This window comes from Actinacidiphila sp. bgisy167 (assembly GCF_057707665.1).
Window position 1 is genome coordinate 17374 of sequence record NZ_JBYIQP010000068.1, and the last position, 19827, is coordinate 37200.

The following is a 19827-nucleotide window of genomic DNA, read 5'->3' on the forward strand; positions in this document are numbered from 1 at the left end:
GCGACCGGTGACGCATCGGATGCGGGGGGCGACCGCATGCCTCCCCCATGAACACCGCCGCGGGGCGCGCAGGTGACTTCTGGTCGCCGGCCCACTGGTCGGGCTGTCGGCGGTCACGCCGTGGAGCGACTCGATGCGGTCTTCGATCGGCTGCCCGCTCCAGGCACGGAGCCACGGCGGATGGGCGGCGCGCGTCCGGGGCGCCGAAGCGCTGCCGCTCGTGCTCGCCGAGCTCCAGGTGGCCACGGTCCGTCACAGCCCGCCGTACCGCTGATCCCCGCGTTCTCCACCGGCGCCTTCGTGCCCGCGGAGGGCCTCGGCGTCACGGTCCAACGCGTGTTCGACCAGGTGATCCCCTGGTCCGGCGCGCTGCGCGGCCTGCGCCGGGCCCCGTCGAAGGCGCACGCGGTCGTCCGCTGAAGAACCGCTAGTGGTCCGCCGCAGGCTCCGGCTCAGGCTGCGGCACCCGGGCCGGGGCCTGGGCAGCGGTCACCGCGTCCACGGGTTCGGCGCGCGGGCCGCGCTCGCGCAGCAGCAGCCAGTAGCCCGCCCCGGCGACCGATCCGACCACGGCGCACGCCCCCCAGACCACGCCGCCGCCCCACCGGTCCAGCGCCAGGCCGCCCAGCAGCGGTCCGGCGAAGGCCGCCGCCGGCCAGGCCAGGGAGTACATACCCTGGTAGCGGCCCCGGGCGTGGGCCGGCGCCAGATCGGCGACGAGCGACATCGAGGTCGGCGCGTGGAAGATCTCGCCGATCGTCCACACCGCCACCGCCAGCGCGTAGAAGGGGACCGAACCGGCGAAGGCGTTGAGCCCGAAGCCCCAGCCCATCAGCAACGTGCCCGCGGTCAGCAGCGCCGCCACACTCCGTCGTTCGACGAGCCGGGTGAGCGGGAGCTGGAGGATCACGATCAGAAGGCCGTTGAGGCCGATGACCAGGCCGTACTCGCTCGCGGAGAATCCCTGGCGGCCCATGTCGACCGAGAGGGTCGTCGCACCCTGCTGGGTGACCGTGCCCAGCAGGAACGTCAGCGCGACGAAGGCCATGAAGCGCCGGTCGCGCAGCACGACCCCGAGGCCGACCCGCGACTGACCGCTCCCGGCGGCCGCGACCGACGCCTCGGGCTCCCGGCCCGGCATCGACTCCGGCACCTTGGCGTAGATCACCAGCGCGCACAGCACCGTCATGAAGGCGTCGCCCAGGAACAGCCACAGGTAGCCCTGCGAGGCGATGAAGCCGGCCGACGCCGACGAGACGGCGAAGCCGATGTTCACGGCCCAGTAGTTGAGGGAGAAGGCCCGTACCCGGTCCTCGGCGGGCACCACGTCCGCCATCATCGCCTGCACCGCGGGGCGCGAGGCGCTGCTCGCCACGCCGATCACCGTGGCCACCGCCGCGATCTGCACCTGCCCGCCCACGAAGGCCAGCGCCGCCGTCGCGGCCGCCGCCGCGACCTGGGCCAGCAGCATCGTCGAGCGGCGTCCCACCCGGTCGGTCAGCACCCCGCCGGCGACCGCGCCGAGAGCGCCGCCGAGGCCGTACAGGGACGCGACGAGGCCCGCGTAGGTCGCCGAGTAGCCCCGGTCGAGGGTCAGGTAGAGGGCGAGGAAGGTGACGACGAAGCCGCCGAGCCGGTTGACCAGCGTGCTGGTCCACAGCCACCAGAAGGTCCCGGGGAGTCCTGACACGGTCTCCCGCAGGACACGTCTGACATCGGGCACGGCGGCTGCTCCTCGCGGCGTTCGGGGGCGTCGTAGGCGTAATGGGCCAGGATGGCCAGCGCAGCTTACATCCGCCCTCCGGAGGGCATCAAAGCGTTTTCTTCTAGACTCCATGCCATGGCAGATGCTCCCTACAAGCTGATCCTCCTCCGCCACGGCGAGAGCGAGTGGAACGCGAAGAACCTCTTCACCGGCTGGGTTGACGTCAACCTCAACGAGAAGGGCGAGAAGGAGGCGGTCCGGGGCGGCGAGCTGCTGAAGGACGCCGGACTCCTCCCCGACGTCGTCCACACCTCCCTCCAGAAGCGCGCGATCCGCACGGCGCAGCTGGCCCTCGAGGCCGCCGACCGGCACTGGATCCCCGTCCACCGCAGCTGGCGCCTCAACGAGCGCCACTACGGCGCCCTCCAGGGCAAGGACAAGGCGCAGACCCTCGCCGAGTTCGGCGAGGAGCAGTTCATGCTCTGGCGCCGCTCCTACGACACCCCGCCGCCGCCGCTCGAGGACGGCAGCGAGTTCTCCCAGAGCGACGACCCGCGCTACGCCTCCATCCCGCCGGAGCTGCGCCCGCGCACGGAGTGCCTGAAGGACGTCGTCACCCGCATGCTGCCGTACTGGTACGACGGCATCGTCCCGGACCTCCTCAGCGGCCGCACCGTCCTGGTCGCCGCCCACGGCAACAGCCTGCGCGCCCTCGTCAAGCACCTCGACGGCATCTCCGACGCCGACATCGCGGGCCTGAACATCCCCACCGGCATCCCGCTCGCCTACGAGCTCGACGCGGACTTCCGCCCCGTCACCCCGGGCGGCCGCTACCTCGACCCCGAGGCGGCCGCGGCGGCGATCGAGGCCGTGAAGAACCAGGGCAAGAAGAAGTAATCCGACGCGATCAAGCCCCCTACCTGCGGGTTCTCCGCGGGGATGGGGGCTTGTTGCAGCTCTGGGGCCGACTCTGAGCGCATGGGCGCGGGCCGCCGACCTGAAGACGCCGGCCACTGCCTTCCTGGTCCGTTCGTGGTTCGACGGCAGCAGCAGTGCGTACACCCGGAGCGCCGGCCCCAGGCTTGAATGGCCGAGGTACTCGGCCGGCGCCTTGATGTTCTCCCCTGCGTCCAGGAGAACGGAGGCGTAGAAGTGCCGAGGTGCGTGCACGCCGTTCTCGCACGACCGGGCGTACGGCTTGCCGTGAGCGGGGACCGGGTCACTCCGGCTGCGGCAAGCGCCGGTATCCAGGCGGCGCGGATGAAAGGCGTTGGGATGCGCCGCGGGACCCTCGCTCTTCCCCGCCCCAGGTGTTCCGGCAGGCCGGGCGCGTCACTCCTCGCCGACGGCCTGCGGCTCGGCGGGCAGGTCGGCCACCTCCACCGTCGACGGCGTGGCCAGCAAGTTGTTCAGCCCCAGGGTCAACTGCACGGTGAATGCGCTCAGTAGGACGGCCAGAATTATGCGGACCAGGCTGAAGCCGGCGTCGATGTTCGCCGCGGTCTCGTAGTCGTCGGGCGTCTGCGGGTTGGAATCGCTCACGAACGAGATGTAGAGCGCGGCGACAACCGACAGGAGCCACACGCCGTAGATCCCGACGGCTCCCCTGCCGCCTGGCAGGGCCCTGAGCCATCCCAGCCCGATGTCGGAGCGCGACATGGCGTTCGCGTGGCCGGCACGCACCCACCGCCGGTGGGTGTGCAGAACTGCGACGAAGGCCACGAAGCGCACGATGCCCGTGGTGTCGATCGTCCCGAGTGCGCTGTGCAGAGCCTGCCGGTCGAAGCCGTTGCCGGCGGCGGCCAAGGCCCACTGGTGGGCCTGCGTGCGCTCGGCGGAGAACCGCACGGCCTCGTTCACGACGGCTGCCGCGGCAGCGGCCAGCACCACCAGCAGGGGGCCCGACAGCGAGACCCGGGCGGGACTCACCTTGGACAGGACCTGCGACGCCGCCCTGTCGTTGCGCCCGCGACGCTGAGCCGGCTTCGACGCGTCGCTCTCCTGCTGGCAGACCGGACACAGCCCGGTGATCCCGTCGAAAGCGACTTCACGCTGCCGACACTTCCGGCACGTCAGTAGCATCCCGTGCCCCCTTTATGCATGATCGCAATCGAATCGAGCGCCGCATCCTATGCGTTCTGACAACGAGACGTCGATGCCTTTTGATCTTCCTTGGTGGCTGCCCGACGGCCCGACACCGTGCGGCTCTGCGACCGGCATCCCCGCCGAGGGAGTCGAAGTCCTTGGCGACCTGGCAGCCCCCTGCGCCACGGCCTCGCGGGGCAGGGGGCTTGTTGTCGTCTCGGGCCGGCTCTGGCGCTCAGGCCTGTCAGTCCAACCAGACCAGCATCGCGTCGTCGGCCTTGGCAGCGGCCTCGAAGAACTGTGCAAGACCGTCGTACCAGGGACGCCCCCATTCCAGCGCGTCAGGCTCACTCCATCCGAGCGGATACACCTCGGCGTCGGTCAGTTCAGCAGGATCCACACCACTGAGGAGCCGGTCATAGCTCACAGCCCGCAGAGCTTCACACGCGAGCCGGACCCGCTCCGGTCGCAGGTACCTCGCAGGACCGTAGCCCCAGTCCTCGTCCTCGGTGAGCGGTTCCTCACCGAGGATCACGTTCACCGGGAAGTCGGCGCGCGACAGCAGGAAGCGGAGCATGTCCCACGTCTTGTACGTGCTGAAGTGGCGCGCTTCGGGCGGTGCCGGTTCGCTCTCCTCCTCGGCGTCCTGGACCTCTTCGACGAGGTCCCGGGCCCAGTCGGGGTCCTGGATCGCTCGGTCGAGCTCAGTAGCCGTGACGCGCAGGTATTCACCGATCATGCTCACGGCCGGAGACTAGGTGAGACCACTGACACCGGCCGCCGCACCTGTACACAGCTCACCACCCCACCCACACAGTCGGAAAGCGGGGCCCAGGAAGTACGCCGGGTGTGCGCCCGTGCCTTTGAGGCCGCTTGCCATGCGCCCTGCTGCACGTCCCCGGGGTGGACTGCTGGGGTGGGACGACGGTGGGCGACTGGAAGCAAGGCACATGCGGTTGCCCGACGGCGGCTGGGAGACGTTGCCAGAACAAGACGGTGAAGGGCACCTCGCGCTGCCACCTCCACCAAGGGCCCTGGACGAAGCGCGGTCAGCCGATAGCGAGGAAGGACGAGCAAGCGTCGCAAGAAGTGAGTCGCAAGCGCGGGTGGGTGGCCGATTGCGCGCCGGGGCCGGCGGATGACGGCGCACGCCGAGGCCCCTGCCCGCGAGTCGCCCTAGCGTGCGCGGCCCGTCCTTCGGCTTCGCCGGCTCCTACGCCCCAACGCCCGGCCGGAACCCTTTACCGCCCGTGGCCGGGACCCTAGGGTCGTCCCCCGTGACCGACCCCTCCCTCGACCACGCCTCGACGGCCCGTGCCTACGACGCCGTCGCCGTCCTCTACGCCGACCTGTTCAGCGACTCGCTCCGCTCGCTCCCGCTGGACCGTGCGCTGATCGGGGCCTTCGCCGACTGCGTGCGGGCGGCCGGCGGCAGGACCGTCGCCGACCTCGGCTGCGGCCCGGGGTACCTCACCGCGCACCTGCGGGGCCTGGGGCTGGAGGCGTTCGGCGTCGACCTCTCGCCCGTGATGATCGGACTCGCCCGCGAGGCGCATCCGGAACTCCGCTTCGACGTGGGCTCGATGGACGCCCTGGACGCCGTCGCCGACGGCCAGCTGGACGGCATGGTTTCCTGGTACTCCCTCATCCACACCCCGCCGGGCGACCTGCCCCGGTACTTCGAGGAGTTCCACCGGGCCCTGGCTCCGGGCGGCCACCTCCTGCTGGGCTTCTTCGAATCCGGCGGCGGCCCCCTCGCCGCGTTCGACCACAAGGTGACGACGGCCTACCGCTGGCCCATCGACGACCTCGCCGCCCTGGCGGAGGCCGCCGGCTTCACCGAAACCGGCCGCATGCTCCGGGAGCCCGGACCGGACGAGCGCTTCCGCAGGGGCCACCTGCTCATGACCCGTTCCTAGCCGCCGCCGTCGAACGGCGCGGCCTACGGGGCCCACGTCCGTCAGCGCAGCCGCGAGGAGGACAGGATCGAGGCCAGGTGGGCGACGACCATGAGCCAGGTGACGGCCGCCAGCGCGGCCAGGGTCACGGCGCTCGGGGCGGGGCTGCCGGCCAGGGCGTCCGCGACCGCCGCGGCGAGGAGGACGAGAGAGGCCTCGATGCCGTTGGTGAGGCGGTGGATCTTGAGGGCGGAGGCGAGCCTGCGGACGGTGGCGACGCCCGCGGAACGGGGCCGGGCCGCCTCGTCGTCGGCGACCGGGAGGCCCCGTCGGGCGCGGGCGACGTCGACGAGGTCGGTGGACGCCTTCAGCAGCACGACCCCCAGGGCCGTGGCGAGGCCGACCGCGGCCCAGTACGGGGACCCGGTGTGGGCCACCCGGAAGCCGGCCCCGGTCATCAGGGCGGCGTCGGCCAGGTAGGCGCCGAGGCGGTCGACATAGATGCCGGTCGCGCTGTTCTGGCCCTTCCACCGGGCGACTTCGCCGTCCACGCAGTCGAAGAGCAGGAAGAGCTGGAAGAGCACCGCGGCCAGCGCCGCCCCGGTACGAGCAGGGCGGCTCCCGCGCCGACACCGCAGACGACCATGGTCCAGGTCAGCGTGTCGGGGGAGACCCGGGTGCGCACCAGCTGCCGGGTCACCCGGAGCGACACGCGCCGCATGTAGAGGCGGCCCGCCCAGTGCTCGCCGTTGCGACTGCGCAGTTTCGCCTGCGGCTGGCAGACCTCGCGCAGCTCCGCCAGTGCCGGGGCAGCGGTCATGAGCATTCCCTCCCACCTGATCAACGCACCGTGATCGGCACAGGCTAGGGGATGCGCCGCCGGCTCCCGACGGGGACCCCGGACGGCGAGGCGGCACATCGGGCGGGCCGGCGATGAGTTCTCCGCGCTTCGGCCGTCTTCAGTAGGTACGCGCCCATACGTCCGGAGCGACGCCCCCATACGTCCGGAGCGAGGAGACAGCGATGACCAGCGACGGTTTCACCACGTGCCTGTGGTTCGACGGGAAGGCCGAGGAGGCGGCGAACCACTACGTCTCGATCTTCAAGAACTCCGCCATCGGCACGATCGGCCGCTACAACGAGGCCGGGCCCGGCCCCGCCGGCTCCGTGCTGGCCGTGGAGTTCACGGCCAACGGCCAGAAGTTCGTGGCGCTGAACGGCGGGCCGATGTTCACCTTCTCCGAGGCGGTCTCGTTCCAGATCCGCTGCGCCGACCAGGCCGAGGTCGACTACTACTGGGAGAAGCTCACCGACGGCGGTGAGGAAGGGCCCTGCGGGTGGCTGAAGGACCGGTACGGCGTGTCCTGGCAGGTGTTCCCCGAGGTGCTGCTCGAGATGATCGGGGACGCCGACCCGGCGAAGGCCAGGCGGACCACGGAGGCGATGTACTCCATGAAGAAGCTCGACCTCGCCGCGCTGCGGCGCGCGTACGACGGAGGGTGAGCCGGGGCAGGACAGCCCACGGGGGTCCGTCCGGAACGATCCGGACGGACCCCCGGGAGTGAAGAACGCGGATGGCGGGGAACCGCTGGGGTCAGCAGCTGGCTCCGCAGCGGCAGGGCGCTCCGGACTGGCACCCGCACCCGCAGCCGGATCCGCAGCCGCATGCCGCGAGCAGCGGCAGCTCCCGGACGCCGGGGGATTGCGGGGTCCCCTCGGGGGACGGCTGATCGCGGGCGGTGGACGACGTGGGGGACTCGGGCATGGTTACCCTCCTCTGCCGTTGGCAACGGCTGCTTGCATGCCTGCCACCAGTGAACGGCGCCCCGTCCCGGCGCATCAACGGCGCGTGGAAGCGTTCCGCCCCACAGGCGCGCGCGCCCCTGTGCACACGCCCGCCCGCGCGCCCTGCATGCCCTGCGCGCCCTTGCCCGTACGGAACGCCGTCCCGCGCCGCACGCCCACGGCTGGAGCGGCCTTGATCAGCCGCTCCAGCCGTCAAGGCCTGGCTAGTCCGCCGGCATCGGGGTGGGGGGCGGGCTCAGCTCGTCCGCGTGCTCACCTGTGACGAGGTAGACGACGCGCTTGGCGACCGAGACCGCGTGGTCGGCGAAACGCTCGTAGTAGCGGCCGACGAGGGTGACGTCCACGGCCGTCTCGATCCCGTGCTTCCAGCGGTCGTCGAGCAGGTGCTGGAAGAGCGTGCGGTGCAGCTCGTCCATGCGGTCGTCGTCCGCCTCGAGCTGCAGCGCGTCGTCGACGTCCTTGCTGACGATGACCTCCGCGGCCTTCGCCATCAGGCGCTGCGCCAGCTGTCCCATCTCCAGGATCGTGCTGTGCAGGTCGCGCGGCACGGCGGTGTTGGGGAACCGCAGTCGTGCGAGCTTCGCCACGTGCCGGGCGAGGTCGCCGGAGCGCTCCAGGTCCGCGCTCATGCGCAGGCTGGTGACGACGATCCGCAGGTCGGTCGCGACGGGCTGCTGGCGGGCGAGCAGGGTGATGGCCCGGCTCTCCAGCTCGCGCTGCAGGTCGTCGACCTTCTCGTCGGCGGCGATCACGCTCTCCGCGAGCTTCAGGTCGGCGTCGAGCAGCGCCGTGGTGGCCCGCCCGATCGCGGAGCCGACCAGCCGCGCCATGTCGACCAGGCCGTCACCGACCCCGTCGAGTTCCTCGTGATATGCGTCGCGCATCGCATTCCTTCCCGTTACCGCTTCAGCCGTGCGAAAAGAGGATTGTCCCTCCCACGCTGACACGCTCAAAGCTCGCGTGGGCACGCGTACCGCTCGAGCATCCGGAATGAACCAGTCCTGACACCACGGTGAACTCTTGGCAACGCGTGTTCGAGAAGACGCTCCGACCCTGGGGGCCACACATTTCGTCCCCCTAACCTGGGTGTATGGACGTGAACGCGGCAGTCGCCGCAGCCAGTGCGATCGCCGGGCTCTGTACCGGTGTGATCGCCGTGCTCGCGTTCCGCTGGAGCGAGCGGGAACAGGCCCGCCCCACACGAACCTCCCTGCGGCCCGACTCCGCGACCGTACTGCCGCCGGGCGTGGACACGGTGCTGTCCGTGCTGCGCTCGTCGGCCGTCGTCCTCGACGAGGGCGACACTGTGGTCAAGGCGAGCTCGGCGGCGTACGCGCTCGGGCTGGTCCGCGGTGGAAGGCTCGCCGTCGACCAGATGCTGCAGATGGCCCGGGAGACCCGGCGGGACGGCGAGATACGGCAGGTGGAACTGGACCTGCCCCGCCGGGGCGCCGGTCGGGGCGAGGGCCTCGCGGTCTCCGCGCGGGTGGCGCCACTGGGCTCGCGCCTGGTGCTGCTGCTGGTCGAGGACCTGACCGACGCCCGCCGCATCGAGGCCGTGCGGCGGGACTTCGTCGCCAACGTCAGCCATGAGCTCAAGACCCCGGTCGGGGCGCTGTCGCTGCTCTCCGAAGCGGTGATGGACGCCAGCGACGACCCGGAGGCCGTCGAGCGCTTCGCGGGCCGGATGCAGATCGAGGCCGCCCGGCTGACCAGCCTGGTCCAGGAGATCATCGACCTCTCCCGGGTCCAGGACGACAACCGCCTCGACGACGCGGAGGCGGTCGCCGTCGACGACCTCGTCGCCGAGGCCGTGGACCGCTGCCGGCACCCGGCGAACGCCAAGCAGATCACCATGGCCACCGGTGCCGCCCCCGGCATGTACATCTGGGGCAACCGCAGCCAGCTCGCGGCCGCGCTCGGCAACCTCGTCGAGAACGCGGTCAACTACAGTCCGGCCCGCACCCGCGTCGGCATCGCGGGCCGCAGGGTCGCCGCCCCCGGCGGCAAGAACTCCCAGGCCGGAGGCTCTGGGGAACTGATCGAGATCTCCGTGACCGACCAGGGAATCGGCATCTCGGAAAAGGACCGGGACCGCATCTTCGAACGGTTCTACCGGGTCGACCCGGCGCGTTCGCGCGCCACGGGCGGCACCGGCCTCGGTCTGTCCATCGTCAAGCACGTGGCCGCCTCCCACGGTGGAGAGGTCACGGTGTGGAGCGCCGAAGGCCAGGGCTCCACCTTCACCCTGCGGCTGCCCGAGGCCGCGGTGTCCCGGGATGACCGGGACCGCTCCACCGCCGTGGCGGCGGAGGACGGGGAGCCCGGGCCCGGCTCCGGCTCCTCCTCCGCGCTCTATGAGACGTTGCCCGATCACATCCCCGCCCCGGAGGTCCTTCCGTGACCCGAGTACTCGTCGTCGAGGACGAAGAGTCCTTCAGCGACGCCCTGTCGTACATGCTCCGCAAGGAGGGCTTCGAGGTCGCCATCGCGCCGACCGGGCCCGACGCGCTGGAAGAGTTCGAGCGCAACGGCGCCGACCTGGTCCTGCTCGACCTGATGCTGCCGGGCCTGCCCGGCACGGAGGTCTGCCGTCAGCTGCGGCTGAAGTCCGCCGTCCCGGTGATCATGGTCACCGCCAAGGACAGCGAGATCGACAAGGTCGTCGGTCTCGAGATAGGAGCGGACGACTACGTCACCAAGCCCTACTCCTCGCGCGAGCTGGTCGCCCGCATCCGCGCCGTGCTGCGCCGCCGCGGCGAGCCCGAGGAGGTCTCGCCCGCGGCGCTGGAGGCCGGCCCGGTCCGCATGGACGTCGACCGGCACGTCGTCACGGTGGGCGGCGGCAAGGTGGACCTGCCGCTCAAGGAGTTCGACCTCCTGGAGATGCTGCTGCGCAACGCGGGCCGCGTCCTCACCCGCATGCAGCTCATCGACCGGGTCTGGGGCGCCGACTACGTCGGCGACACCAAGACCCTCGACGTCCACGTCAAGCGGCTCCGCGCGAAGATCGAGCCGGACCCGGGCGCGCCGCGCTACCTGGTGACGGTGCGCGGCCTGGGCTACAAGTTCGAGCCGTAGACCGGACCGGCCGCGCCCGCACGCGCGGCCGCCGGATGTGAAGGGGCCCCAGGAGCGCAGCGCTCCCGGGGCCCCTTTCCTGTGCCGGGGTGCCTCAGCCGGTGGGCGACTCGGTGATCTTCTCCGTCGCGGTCGGCGAGGCCGTGGCGCCTTCGGTGGTGGGCGACTCGGGGCTCTCCGTTTCGGTGGGCGAGGCCTTCTCGCTCGGCCCGAAGGAGGTGTAGTAGCCGGCGGCGGGCAGCGCCAGGCTCGGCAGGGTGACCTCGCCGGTCTTGCTGAAGTCGAAGACGATGTCCTTGAAGTCGCCGTCGTTCTTGCTCTCGGAGCCGCCCTTGAAGACGGCGGACGGGTTCCCCTCGCCGCCGAGCAGCACGGAGCCGTGGGCGGGCAGCTTGATCGGGCCGGACAGTTCGGCGTCCAGGGAGCCGACCTTCACCGACTCCAGGGTCTGCTCGTCGTCGCCGTTGTTGAAGATCTTGGCCGTGACCGAGGAGTTGCCGTCGGAGGTGGCCTGGGTGAGCACCACGGCGTTCTGGATCTCGATGTCGCCGACGCTGGTCGCGGCGTTGTCCGGCCTGACGCGCAGCGTCTCCGCGTGGTTCCCGGCGGCGCAGGCGGCGAGCGGGAAGAGCGAGAGGGTGAGGGCGGCGGCGAGGGCGCCGCGTCGAAGGCTGCTGCTCACGGCGGCGGCATCTCCTTGGGCGGGGTAGCGGAGTACGGAGGTACAGAGGTGCGGACGTACGGGACTTACGGCTTACCTGGTGCTGGATTAGGTTACCGAGCCCCTTCGGCCCGCCCGCACCGGCCCACCCCCCGCCGGGCCGGGTCTTCACCCGCCCGGGTGTCCCGCCCGGTGTCCCCGGAGGCGTCCGCGCGCCCCGGGGGCGTTCCTGCGGGGTCCTGCGGCGTTCCCGCGGGGCCTGGGCGGGGTATCCGGACGAACGGGCATGACCACGGCGGAATCCATTCCGGGATTCCTCCGAACGATTCTCGCCACACCGGCAAGATCCATTTCTTGTTCATCCCGCGGACGGAAATCCGGCGCGGTGTGAAAATGGATCGCGGCAAGCCCGTGGCGGCCGAACGGAGTAGCGACCGACCCCCCGCAAGAGAGCGACAAATCGGGATGTTCCTCCTGTCTTCCCGGTCGTCCGCGGGGTGTGACGGGGGTGTTTCAGGGCCCCTCGGCACCCGCTCCGACCTGCGAATTCCGCCCTCCGCTCCCCCCTCGCAGCACGTTCCGGTCACACTTGTCAAGCCCCGAGATATGCCCTGACCTGCGAAAACGTCATTCAGAACCAGCCGTCCCCGTGTTACCCTGGATAGCCACGGAAGGGGTACCTGTCACATGACGTTCAAGGTTGGCGACACCGTGGTCTATCCCCATCACGGGGCCGCGCTGATCGAGGCCATCGAAACTCGCCAGATCAAAGGCGTGGACAAGACCTACTTGGTGCTCAAGGTCGCCCAGGGCGACTTGACGGTACGCGTGCCCGCGGACAATGCGGAGTTCGTCGGCGTGCGCGACGTGGTCGGTCAGGAAGGGCTGGACCGGGTCTTCGAGGTGCTGCGCGCACCGTACACCGAGGAGCCCACCAACTGGTCCCGCCGCTACAAGGCAAATCTGGAGAAGCTCGCCTCCGGCGACGTCATCAAGGTCGCGGAAGTCGTGCGCGACCTGTGGCGCCGCGAGCGGGAGCGCGGGCTGTCGGCCGGGGAGAAGCGCATGCTCGCCAAGGCCCGCCAGATCCTGGTCAGTGAGCTCGCGCTCGCGGAGAACACCAACGAGGACAAGGCCGAGACCCTCCTTGACGAGGTTCTCGCGTCCTGACGCGGAATTCCGCCGTAGTGCCCGGTGCGTCTCGCACGCCGGGCACTGCGGCATGCCGGGGTGCCGTCACGGTGGCCTGTCACTTCGACGACGCCGAGGGCCCCCTCGTCTTCGTATCCGCGTCGTCTCCCCCTGCATACTGGTAGCCGGGCCCGGGCAGCCGGCCCTGTCGGTGTCACGGAAGGGTCCGACAGGGGCTGCGCGCCCGGCACGTTGAGGCGATACCCATTTCGGCCAAGGACACAAACCTGACTACCGCGGCAGTCATTCCCGCCGCCGGACGCGGAGTCCGGCTCGGCCCCGGTGCGCCCAAGGCGCTGCGCACCCTGGGCGGCGTTCCCATCCTCGTGCACGCGGTGCGTGCCATGATCCGCGTCCGCGCGGTGGCACTGGTCGTCGTGGTGGCGCCCCCCGACGGCGTCGCCGAGGTCAGGGCGCTGCTCGGCAGCCACGGCCTGCCCGAGGCGAAGGACATAAAGGTCGTCGCCGGCGGCGAGAGCCGGCAGGAATCGGTACGGCTCGGCCTCGCCGCGCTGCCGGACGAGGTCGACGTGGTGCTCGTCCATGACGCCGCCCGCCCCCTGGTGCCGGTCGACCTGGTCGAGGCCGTCGCCGCCGCCGTGCGCGAGGGCGCTCCGGCCGTCGTGCCGGGGCTGCCGCTCGCCGACACGGTCAAGGAGATCGACCCGGCCACCGACGCCGTCGTCGGTACCCCGGACCGCTCGCTGCTGCGCGCCGTCCAGACCCCCCAGGGCTTCGACCGGGCGACCCTGCTCAAGGCGCACGCCGCGGTCACCGGCGCCGTCACGGACGACGCGAGCATGGTGGAGCAGCTCGGCGTGCCGGTGTCGGTCGTGCCGGGCCACGAGGAGGCCTTCAAGGTCACCCGCCCGCTGGACCTCGTCCTCGCCGAGGCCGTGCTCGCCCGCAGGAGGGCCGCCGATGACTACTGAGCCGACCGCCGACACCCGGGCCCCGCACATGCCGGTGCTGCCCCAGGTGGGTATCGGCACCGACATCCACGCCTTCGAGGAGGGCCGCGACCTGTGGGTCGCCGGCCTGCTCTGGGAGGGCGAGGGGGACGGCCTGGCCGGGCACTCCGACGCCGACGTCGTCGCGCACGCCGCCTGCAACGCGCTGTTCTCCGCCGCCGGCATGGGCGACCTCGGCGCCCACTTCGGCACCGGCCGCCCGCAGTGGTCGGGGGCCTCCGGTGTGACCTTGCTCACGGAGGCGGCTCGGATCGTCCGGGAGGCGGGTTACGACATCGGCAATGTGGCCGTCCAGGTCATCGGCCCGCGGCCCAAGATCGGCAAGCGGCGTGAGGAGGCCCAGAAGATCCTCTCCTCCGCGGTGGGCGCCCCGGTGGCGGTCTCCGGCGCAACGACCGACGGCCTGGGCTTCACCGGGCGCGGCGAGGGACTGGCGGCCGTGGCGACCGCGCTGGTGGTCCGCCGCACGAAGTGACCGGTGGCGCACGGCACTTGACCGCGCGTCCGCAGAGCCGCGCATTCCGCCGTACGGGTGAAGCGCGGGCCCCCCGGCCGCCCCGGCGGCCGGTGCCACGGGGGCGCGCAGGTCACGACACCGTGAAACCGGCCCGGAACGGACGGCGCACACACCCGGGGCCACTAGGCTTGATGCGTGACTATTCGCCTGTACGACACCGACGCGCGCCAGGTCCGTGACTTCACCCCGCTCCGGCCGGGCTGCGTCTCGATCTACCTGTGCGGCGCGACCGTGCAGGCAGCGCCGCACATCGGGCACATCAGGTCCGGCCTGAACTTCGACATCATGCGCCGCTGGTTCGCCTACCGCGGCTACGACGTGACGTTCGTCCGCAACGTCACCGACATCGACGACAAGATCATCGCCAAGTCCGGCGAGCAGGGCCGCCCCTGGTGGGCGATCGGCTACGAGAACGAGCGGGCCTTCAACGACGGCTACGACGCGCTCGGCTGCCTGCCGCCCACCTACGAGCCGCGCGCCACCGGCCACGTGCCCGAGATGATCGAGATGATGCGCGGCCTCATCGAGCGCGGCCACGCCTACGAGTCCGAGGGCAACGTCTACTTCGACGTCCACTCCTTCCCGGACTACCTGCAGCTGTCCAACCAGGAGCTCGGCAACCTGCGCCAGCCGGAGAGCGAGGGCGAGACCGGAAAGCGCGACCCGCGCGACTTCGCGATGTGGAAGGCCGCCAAGCCCGGCGAGCCGTCCTGGGAGACCCCGTGGGGCCGCGGCCGCCCCGGCTGGCACCTGGAGTGCTCCGCGATGGCCCACAAGTACCTGGGCGCCGCCTTCGACATCCACGGCGGCGGCATCGACCTGATCTTCCCGCACCACGAGAACGAGATCGCCCAGGCCAAGGCCTTCGGCGACGAGTTCGCGCGGTACTGGGTGCACAACGCCTGGGTCACGATGAGCGGCGAGAAGATGAGCAAGTCGCTCGGCAACTCGGTCCTCGTGGCCGAGATGACCAAGCGCTGGCGGCCCATCGTGCTGCGCTACTACCTCGGCACCCCGCACTACCGCTCGATGATCGAGTACAGCGAGGAGTCGCTGCGGGAGGCCGAGTCGGCGTTCTCGCGCATCGAGGGCTTCGTGCAGCGGGTCGTCGAGATGGCCGGCCCGGTCGAGCCGGCCGCCGAGGTGCCGCCCGCCTTCGCCGAGGCGATGGACGACGACATGGGCGTCCCCCAGGCGCTGGCGATCGTCCACACCACCGTCCGGCAGGGCAACTCGGCGCTCACCGCCGACGACAAGGACAGCGCCGTCGCCCGCCTCGCCGAGGTGCGCGCGATGCTCGGCGTCCTGGGCCTTGACCCGCTGGACCCGCACTGGGCCGGCGACGGCAGCGGCGAGGACCTGCACGGGGTGGTGGACTCCCTCGTCCGGCTGGTGCTGGAGCAGCGGGAGTCGGCCCGCGGCCGCAAGGACTACGCGACCGCCGACGCCATCCGCGACCGGCTCCAGCAGTCCGGGCTGGAGATCGAGGACACCTCCTCGGGCCCGCGCTGGACGCTCGGCTCCCGGTAGCCCGGCGCCCGCGTCATCATTGACACGTACGTACGTTCACGCAGTAGCAGCAACAGCAGCAGGAAACAGGTGACCCATGGCCGGCAACAGCCAGCGCAGGAACCGCCGCACGTCCAACAAGAAGGGCGCGACGGTGGGTAGCGGCGGGCAGCGGCGCAGGGCCCTGGAGGGAAAGGGCCCCACCCCGCCCGCGGAGGCGCGCAAGGGGCACGCCAAGCAGCGGGCCGCCAACGCCCGGGCGCGGCGCACCGCGTCCACGCAGTCGCGCCGTCCCTCGGGCCGGGGCGCCAAGTCGACCGCCGAGCTGGTGGCCGGGCGCAACCCCGTGGTCGAGGCGCTGCGCGCCGACATCCCGGCGTCGGCCGTCTACGTCCAGCAGTTCATCGACAACGACGAGCGCGTGCGCGAGGCGATCAAGCTCGCCACCGACCGCGGCATCCCGCTCATGGAGGCCCCGCGGCCCGAGCTGGACCGCATCACCAACGGGCTCAACCACCAGGGCCTGGTGCTGCAGATCCCGCCCTACGAGTACGCCCACCCCGAGGACCTCGCCGCCGAGGCCTCCGACGCGGGCGAGGACCCGCTGATCGTCGCGCTCGACGGGGTCACCGACCCGCGCAACCTCGGCGCCGTCGTCCGTTCCGTCGCCGCCTTCGGGGGCCACGGGGTCGTCGTGCCCGAGCGCCGCGCCGCCGGGATGACCGCGGGCGCCTGGAAGACCTCGGCCGGCACCGCCGCCCAGGTCCAGGTGGCCCGTGCCACCAACCTCACCCGGACGCTGGAGGCCTACCAGAAGGCGGGGCTGACGGTCGTCGGCCTGGCCGCCGACGGCGAGGTGGAACTGCACGACCTCGAGGCGCTGGCCGGACCGGTCGTCATCGTGGCGGGCTCGGAGGGCAAGGGCCTGTCCCGGCTCGTCGGCGAGACCTGCGATCTGCGGGTGCGCATCCCGATGCCGGGCGGCGCGGAATCGCTGAACGCCGGTGTCGCCGCAGGCATCGTGCTCTACGAGGCGTCGCGCCGCCGGGCCTGACCGCGCCCGCAGCCCGGGGAACGGGCAGGCGCCCCCGCGTGCGCATGGGCACACGCCCCCGCGCGCATCGGGCGGGGAACCCCTGGTTGACGGGCCTCGGACACAACGGGGCCCGTCACACAGTGTCCTTATCGGGTGTCACTCGGTTAGATGAGTGTGGACACCAGAACACCCCGCACTCCTCCGGGGGGACGGTCGTCGTCGATCACCGACGAGCCTGTTCTCAACATGCTCAAAGTCTCCTCCGACCCGGCCCAGGTCATCGTCAACCACGCCAGCTTCCGCGTGCAGCTCGGCGCTACGTCGGGCCGAGCCCTGACGAGGACCCAGCGCGTCCCCGTCATCCCGACGTCCGTCCGCCCCTCCGCCGCCGCGCGGCGGCGCGGCGCGCCCCTGGTGTGGTCCGGGCGCAGCGAACCCGGCGACGCCGCCGCCACCCAGCTGCTCGCCGCGGTGCGGCACGGTCAGACGGACGGCCCCGACCTCGGCGCCGCGACCCAGGTGCTGCCGCGGATCGAGGAGCCGCCGCAGCCCGTCGTCGGCCCGCCCCGCCGGCCGCCCGCGCCCGGCGAGATGCTCGGCGGCCCCCGCCCCGCGCGCGGCGCCTACGGCGGCCGCCGCGATCCCGAGGACACCGACGAGTTCGCGTACACCGCGCCTCGCACCGCCCCCGTCGGCGACGACCCGGACGCCGACCCGTACGAGGGGCCGAACGAGGAGTACGGCCGCGGCCGCAACCGGGAGCGGGCCGATCCCATCCGGCACGCCTACTACCCCGGGCGTCGGATGAACCTCGGCATCGTGCTGCTGCCGCTGCGCATCTTCCTCGGCTTCATCTCCATCTACGCCGGCATGGGCAAGCTCTGCGACCCCGTCTACTTCGACGGCGGCAAGCGCGGTTCGATGGTCACCTGGCTCGGCTCGCTCCACCCGTGGGGTCTGGCGGAGCCGCTGCGCGACCTTGCCCTCGCGCACCCCATCGGCGCCGGGCTGACCGTCGCCTTCCTGCAGGTCATCGCCGGTGTGCTGACGGTCTTCGGGCTCTGGCAGCGGTTCGCGGCGTCGATCGGCGCCCTGCTGTCGGCGGCGCTGCTGGTGACCGTGAGCTGGCGCACCCACCCGGTGTACGACACGCCCGACATCATCCTGCTCGCTGCCTGGAGCCCCCTGGTCATCGCGGGAGCGCCGGTCTACTCCGCCGACGGACGGCTGGCGAGCGAGGCCTGGCGCAAGCTCGGCCCGCGCGCGCCGCTCGGGGAGTTGCGGCGCCGGGTACTGCGCCGCGGCGCGGTGCTGGCCACGGTGCTGACCGGCATCTCGCTCGTGGTCGGCGCCACCCTCGGTACCGCCGTGCGCTCCACCACCCCGCGGTCCCAGCTTCCCGCCCCGACCGATCTGCCCACCAACAACCTGGAGGGCTCGCCGCTGCCCGAGGCGCCCGGCAAGAAGTCCGCCCGGCCCACCACGGCTCCCTCGGCGGGCCGTTCCGGCAGTCCCTCGTCCTCTCCCTCGGCATCGCCGTCGGCCCCGGGGGCGACGTCCTCGGCGCCGAACGCCAGGCAGTCGCGTCCCGGCTCCTCCTCGTCCCGCAGTGGCACCGGGACCGGGGCGGGCACCGGCACCGGCGGAGCAGGCGGCACCGGCGGGGGAACGGGCGGACAGCCCGTGCAGACCGTGCCGTCCGCCCCCTCCCGCCCCACACTGCCCAGCGACCCGCCCCCCCAGGGCGGCGGCAACGGCGGTGGCGGAAACGGCGGCGGTTCCTCCGAGACCGGCGGCGCGCTCGGCGGGCTGCTGGGCAGCGGAGAGACCTCCGGCTGGCTGCTCGGCGCCCCGGAGCGGGGCGGTCCGGGGAAGGTCATGTAACGCCCGTACCGCGCACGGGAAGAGGCGGCCGGAGGATTCCTTCCTCCGGCCGCCTCTTCCTGTCCGTTCCGTCACACGTCGTCTCGGCCCTGTGGCGGCCGCTGTGCGCCTTCGCGGCCCGGCGGGTGCCCAGGGGGCCCGGGGGTGGGGCGGAGGCCGGCGGCCCGCGGTGGGTCGCGCTCAGGACCGGGAGGCGAGTTCCTTCGCGGCCTCGGAGAGGTCCTTGGCGGTGTCGATGGCCCGCCAGTACGCGCCCTGGGGCAGCGGGAAGCCCGCGAGCCGCCGCTCCCGGGCGAGTCGGGGGAACGTCGTGCGCTCGTGGTCGCCGCGTTCCGGGAGCAGCCCGGTGAACTCGGGGGAGAAGACGTAGACGCCCGCGTTGACGAGGAAGGGCGAGAGCGGGGCCTCGACGAAGTCCAGTACATGGCCGAACTCGTCGGTCTCCACGGCTCCCCACGGGATGCGGGGACGGGCCAGCGCCAGCGTGGCGACCGCGGCCCGCTCGACGTGGAAGGCGGCCATCTCCCGCAGGGAGAACCGCGTCCAGATGTCGCCGTTGGTGGCGTACCAGGCCTCCTGCGGCCGGGGCAGGCGGGCGGCGGCGTACCTCAAGCCGCCACCGCGGCCCAGCGGTTCATGCTCGACGACCGTGGTGACCCGCAGCGGCAGATCGGCCGCCGCGCCGTCGAGCCACTCCTGGAGGACCTCAGCGAGATGGCCGCACGAGATCACGGCGTCGGTGACGCCCTCGGCGGCCAGCCAGGCGAGTTGATGGCCGATGATCGGGATCCCGGTCCCGGGGATCTCGATCATCGGCTTGGGGCGGGTGTCGGTGTAGGGCCTCAGGCGGGACCCCTGTCCTCCGGCGAGGAGGACGGCCTGGGTCACCGTCTGGGAGGGCGCGGGCGTGCCGGTCATGGGCGCACCCTACGCGACCCGCGCGACGGGTCATCCGACCGAGGCCACGCCTGTCGCGAAGGCGGTGTCGCAGACCGGCCGGGACCACGCCTGCGCGCGGTGCACCGAACCGTACTTGGCGACCGCGGCGCGCCCCAGGGACCGGGCGATCGAGCCGCAGTACTGCGCCAGCGAGGGCCGCTCCGCCATCTCCCGCTGCAGATGCGTCAGGGCGATGCCGGGGTTCTTCTCCCGCAGTTCGCCCAGCAGCTTGCGACGGAGCACCTCCTGCGGGGCCGACCTCTCGGACGCCGCCTTCTTCTGGTGCGAGGCGGTGAGGACCTGGGCCTCGGACGCCGAAGTGGCCCACGGGACGCGGGTGACGGCGAGGGTGCCGGAGAGCACGAGGACGACGGGGAGGACGAGAGCGAGTGACTTGCCGATGTGGCGGGCTACCTGGTTCACGGCAGTGATGGTAGCGAGGAGTGATGATTTGGCGACATTTAGCCACTCTGATGAGTGATAGGTGCCTCTTGATCTCGTGCGGCCGCATTGACGAACATGGTCGAAACACTGTCGTATGACC

General features: G+C 71.9%; 19 protein-coding genes and 1 pseudogene. 12 read left to right on the plus strand and 8 right to left on the minus strand.

Annotation, left to right across the window (positions count from 1 at the left end):
• The first annotated feature begins 133 nt into the window (after positions 1–133).
• The gene (locus tag AC3ET4_RS23060) at positions 134–274 is read left to right on the plus strand and encodes a hypothetical protein (RefSeq protein ID WP_431952410.1); all 141 of its coding nucleotides are present in this window, start codon (positions 134–136) and stop codon (positions 272–274) included.
• A gap of 153 nt (positions 275–427) precedes the next feature.
• Here AC3ET4_RS23060 and AC3ET4_RS23065 read toward each other — a convergent pair whose 3' ends face one another.
• The gene (locus tag AC3ET4_RS23065) at positions 428–1723 is read right to left on the minus strand and encodes an MDR family MFS transporter (RefSeq protein ID WP_431952412.1); all 1296 of its coding nucleotides are present in this window, start codon (positions 1721–1723) and stop codon (positions 428–430) included.
• A 117-nt stretch (positions 1724–1840) separates the two neighbouring features.
• Between AC3ET4_RS23065 and AC3ET4_RS23070 the strand changes: the two genes are divergently transcribed.
• Entirely contained in the window at positions 1841–2602 is a 762-nt protein-coding gene (locus tag AC3ET4_RS23070; protein WP_431952414.1) for a phosphoglyceromutase, read from the plus strand.
• A 435-nt stretch (positions 2603–3037) separates the two neighbouring features.
• Here the strand turns inward: AC3ET4_RS23070 and AC3ET4_RS23075 are convergent, their stop codons facing one another.
• Both AC3ET4_RS23075 and AC3ET4_RS23080 read right to left on the minus strand, forming a co-directional pair.
• A complete protein-coding gene (locus AC3ET4_RS23075) occupies positions 3038–3634 on the minus strand; it encodes a hypothetical protein (protein ID WP_431952416.1) in 597 nt (198 codons plus the stop codon).
• 400 nt (positions 3635–4034) lie between these two features.
• On the minus strand, positions 4035–4529 hold the full coding sequence (locus AC3ET4_RS23080; RefSeq protein ID WP_431952443.1) for a YfbM family protein: 495 nt from the start codon (positions 4527–4529) through the stop codon (positions 4035–4037).
• Between the two features lie 538 nt (positions 4530–5067).
• On the opposite strand from AC3ET4_RS23080, the gene AC3ET4_RS23085 reads away from it, so the two are divergent.
• Positions 5068–5709, plus strand: coding sequence for a class I SAM-dependent methyltransferase (locus tag AC3ET4_RS23085; protein WP_431952418.1), 642 nt, complete (start codon positions 5068–5070; stop codon positions 5707–5709).
• Between the two features lie 41 nt (positions 5710–5750).
• Here AC3ET4_RS23085 and AC3ET4_RS23090 read toward each other — a convergent pair.
• A pseudogene (locus AC3ET4_RS23090) lies at positions 5751–6508 on the minus strand (CDP-alcohol phosphatidyltransferase family protein).
• A 203-nt stretch (positions 6509–6711) separates the two neighbouring features.
• Here AC3ET4_RS23090 and AC3ET4_RS23095 point away from each other — a divergent pair.
• Entirely contained in the window at positions 6712–7191 is a 480-nt protein-coding gene (locus tag AC3ET4_RS23095; RefSeq protein ID WP_431952420.1) for a VOC family protein, read from the plus strand.
• A 506-nt stretch (positions 7192–7697) separates the two neighbouring features.
• Here the strand turns inward: AC3ET4_RS23095 and phoU are convergent.
• Positions 7698–8378: a phosphate signaling complex protein PhoU gene (phoU, locus tag AC3ET4_RS23100; protein ID WP_431952422.1), complete on the minus strand. Its 681-nt coding sequence runs from the start codon at positions 8376–8378 to the stop codon at positions 7698–7700.
• 206 nt (positions 8379–8584) lie between these two features.
• On the opposite strand from phoU, the gene phoR reads away from it, so the two are divergent.
• A complete protein-coding gene (gene phoR / locus AC3ET4_RS23105; protein WP_431952424.1) occupies positions 8585–9898 on the plus strand; it encodes a two-component system sensor histidine kinase PhoR in 1314 nt (437 codons plus the stop codon).
• The gene (gene phoP / locus AC3ET4_RS23110) at positions 9895–10575 is read left to right on the plus strand and encodes a two-component system response regulator PhoP (RefSeq protein ID WP_431952426.1); all 681 of its coding nucleotides are present in this window, start codon (positions 9895–9897) and stop codon (positions 10573–10575) included. Before phoR ends, phoP begins: the two co-directional genes overlap by 4 nt.
• Positions 10576–10669: 94 nt before the next feature.
• Here the strand turns inward: phoP and AC3ET4_RS23115 are convergent, their stop codons facing one another.
• On the minus strand, positions 10670–11257 hold the full coding sequence (locus tag AC3ET4_RS23115; RefSeq protein WP_431952428.1) for a DUF461 domain-containing protein: 588 nt from the start codon (positions 11255–11257) through the stop codon (positions 10670–10672).
• A 666-nt stretch (positions 11258–11923) separates the two neighbouring features.
• On the opposite strand from AC3ET4_RS23115, the gene AC3ET4_RS23120 reads away from it, so the two are divergent.
• The 6 genes from AC3ET4_RS23120 to AC3ET4_RS23145 all read left to right on the plus strand — a co-directional run bounded on the left by AC3ET4_RS23120 (position 11924) and on the right by AC3ET4_RS23145 (position 18344).
• Complete coding sequence (locus tag AC3ET4_RS23120) at positions 11924–12406, plus strand: CarD family transcriptional regulator (protein WP_018559600.1); 483 nt, start codon at positions 11924–11926, stop codon at positions 12404–12406.
• 221 nt (positions 12407–12627) lie between these two features.
• On the plus strand, positions 12628–13359 hold the full coding sequence (gene ispD / locus AC3ET4_RS23125) for a 2-C-methyl-D-erythritol 4-phosphate cytidylyltransferase (protein ID WP_431952445.1): 732 nt from the start codon (positions 12628–12630) through the stop codon (positions 13357–13359).
• Complete coding sequence (gene ispF, locus AC3ET4_RS23130; RefSeq protein WP_431952431.1) at positions 13349–13873, plus strand: 2-C-methyl-D-erythritol 2,4-cyclodiphosphate synthase; 525 nt, start codon at positions 13349–13351, stop codon at positions 13871–13873. The genes ispD and ispF overlap by 11 nt, the downstream gene beginning before the upstream one ends.
• A gap of 177 nt (positions 13874–14050) precedes the next feature.
• On the plus strand, positions 14051–15445 hold the full coding sequence (gene cysS, locus AC3ET4_RS23135) for a cysteine--tRNA ligase (RefSeq protein WP_431952433.1): 1395 nt from the start codon (positions 14051–14053) through the stop codon (positions 15443–15445).
• 76 nt (positions 15446–15521) lie between these two features.
• Complete coding sequence (gene rlmB / locus AC3ET4_RS23140; RefSeq protein WP_431952435.1) at positions 15522–16478, plus strand: 23S rRNA (guanosine(2251)-2'-O)-methyltransferase RlmB; 957 nt, start codon at positions 15522–15524, stop codon at positions 16476–16478.
• A gap of 150 nt (positions 16479–16628) precedes the next feature.
• Positions 16629–18344 carry a DoxX family protein gene (locus tag AC3ET4_RS23145; RefSeq protein WP_431952437.1) on the plus strand — a complete coding sequence of 572 codons (1716 nt, stop codon included), beginning with the start codon at positions 16629–16631 and terminating at the stop codon, positions 18342–18344.
• Between the two features lie 180 nt (positions 18345–18524).
• Here the strand turns inward: AC3ET4_RS23145 and AC3ET4_RS23150 are convergent, their stop codons facing one another.
• Both AC3ET4_RS23150 and AC3ET4_RS23155 read right to left on the minus strand, forming a co-directional pair.
• Entirely contained in the window at positions 18525–19262 is a 738-nt protein-coding gene (locus AC3ET4_RS23150; RefSeq protein ID WP_431952439.1) for a nucleotidyltransferase family protein, read from the minus strand.
• Positions 19263–19292: 30 nt separating this feature from the next.
• Complete coding sequence (locus AC3ET4_RS23155) at positions 19293–19706, minus strand: hypothetical protein (protein ID WP_431952441.1); 414 nt, start codon at positions 19704–19706, stop codon at positions 19293–19295.
• Positions 19707–19827 lie beyond the last annotated feature (121 nt).

Coding starts and splice junctions, on each gene's coding strand:
- ispF (WP_431952431.1), top strand. CDS start 13,349: ATGACTACTGAGCCGACCGCCGACACCCGGGCCCCGCACATGCCGGTG.
- AC3ET4_RS23150 (WP_431952439.1), bottom strand. CDS start 19,262: ATGACCGGCACGCCCGCGCCCTCCCAGACGGTGACCCAGGCCGTCCTC.
- AC3ET4_RS23080 (WP_431952443.1), bottom strand. CDS start 4,529: ATGATCGGTGAATACCTGCGCGTCACGGCTACTGAGCTCGACCGAGCG.
- AC3ET4_RS23095 (WP_431952420.1), top strand. CDS start 6,712: ATGACCAGCGACGGTTTCACCACGTGCCTGTGGTTCGACGGGAAGGCC.
- rlmB (WP_431952435.1), top strand. CDS start 15,522: ATGGCCGGCAACAGCCAGCGCAGGAACCGCCGCACGTCCAACAAGAAG.
- AC3ET4_RS23070 (WP_431952414.1), top strand. CDS start 1,841: ATGGCAGATGCTCCCTACAAGCTGATCCTCCTCCGCCACGGCGAGAGC.
- phoR (WP_431952424.1), top strand. CDS start 8,585: ATGGACGTGAACGCGGCAGTCGCCGCAGCCAGTGCGATCGCCGGGCTC.
- phoU (WP_431952422.1), bottom strand. CDS start 8,378: ATGCGCGACGCATATCACGAGGAACTCGACGGGGTCGGTGACGGCCTG.
- AC3ET4_RS23120 (WP_018559600.1), top strand. CDS start 11,924: ATGACGTTCAAGGTTGGCGACACCGTGGTCTATCCCCATCACGGGGCC.
- AC3ET4_RS23060 (WP_431952410.1), top strand. CDS start 134: ATGCGGTCTTCGATCGGCTGCCCGCTCCAGGCACGGAGCCACGGCGGA.
- AC3ET4_RS23145 (WP_431952437.1), top strand. CDS start 16,629: ATGAGTGTGGACACCAGAACACCCCGCACTCCTCCGGGGGGACGGTCG.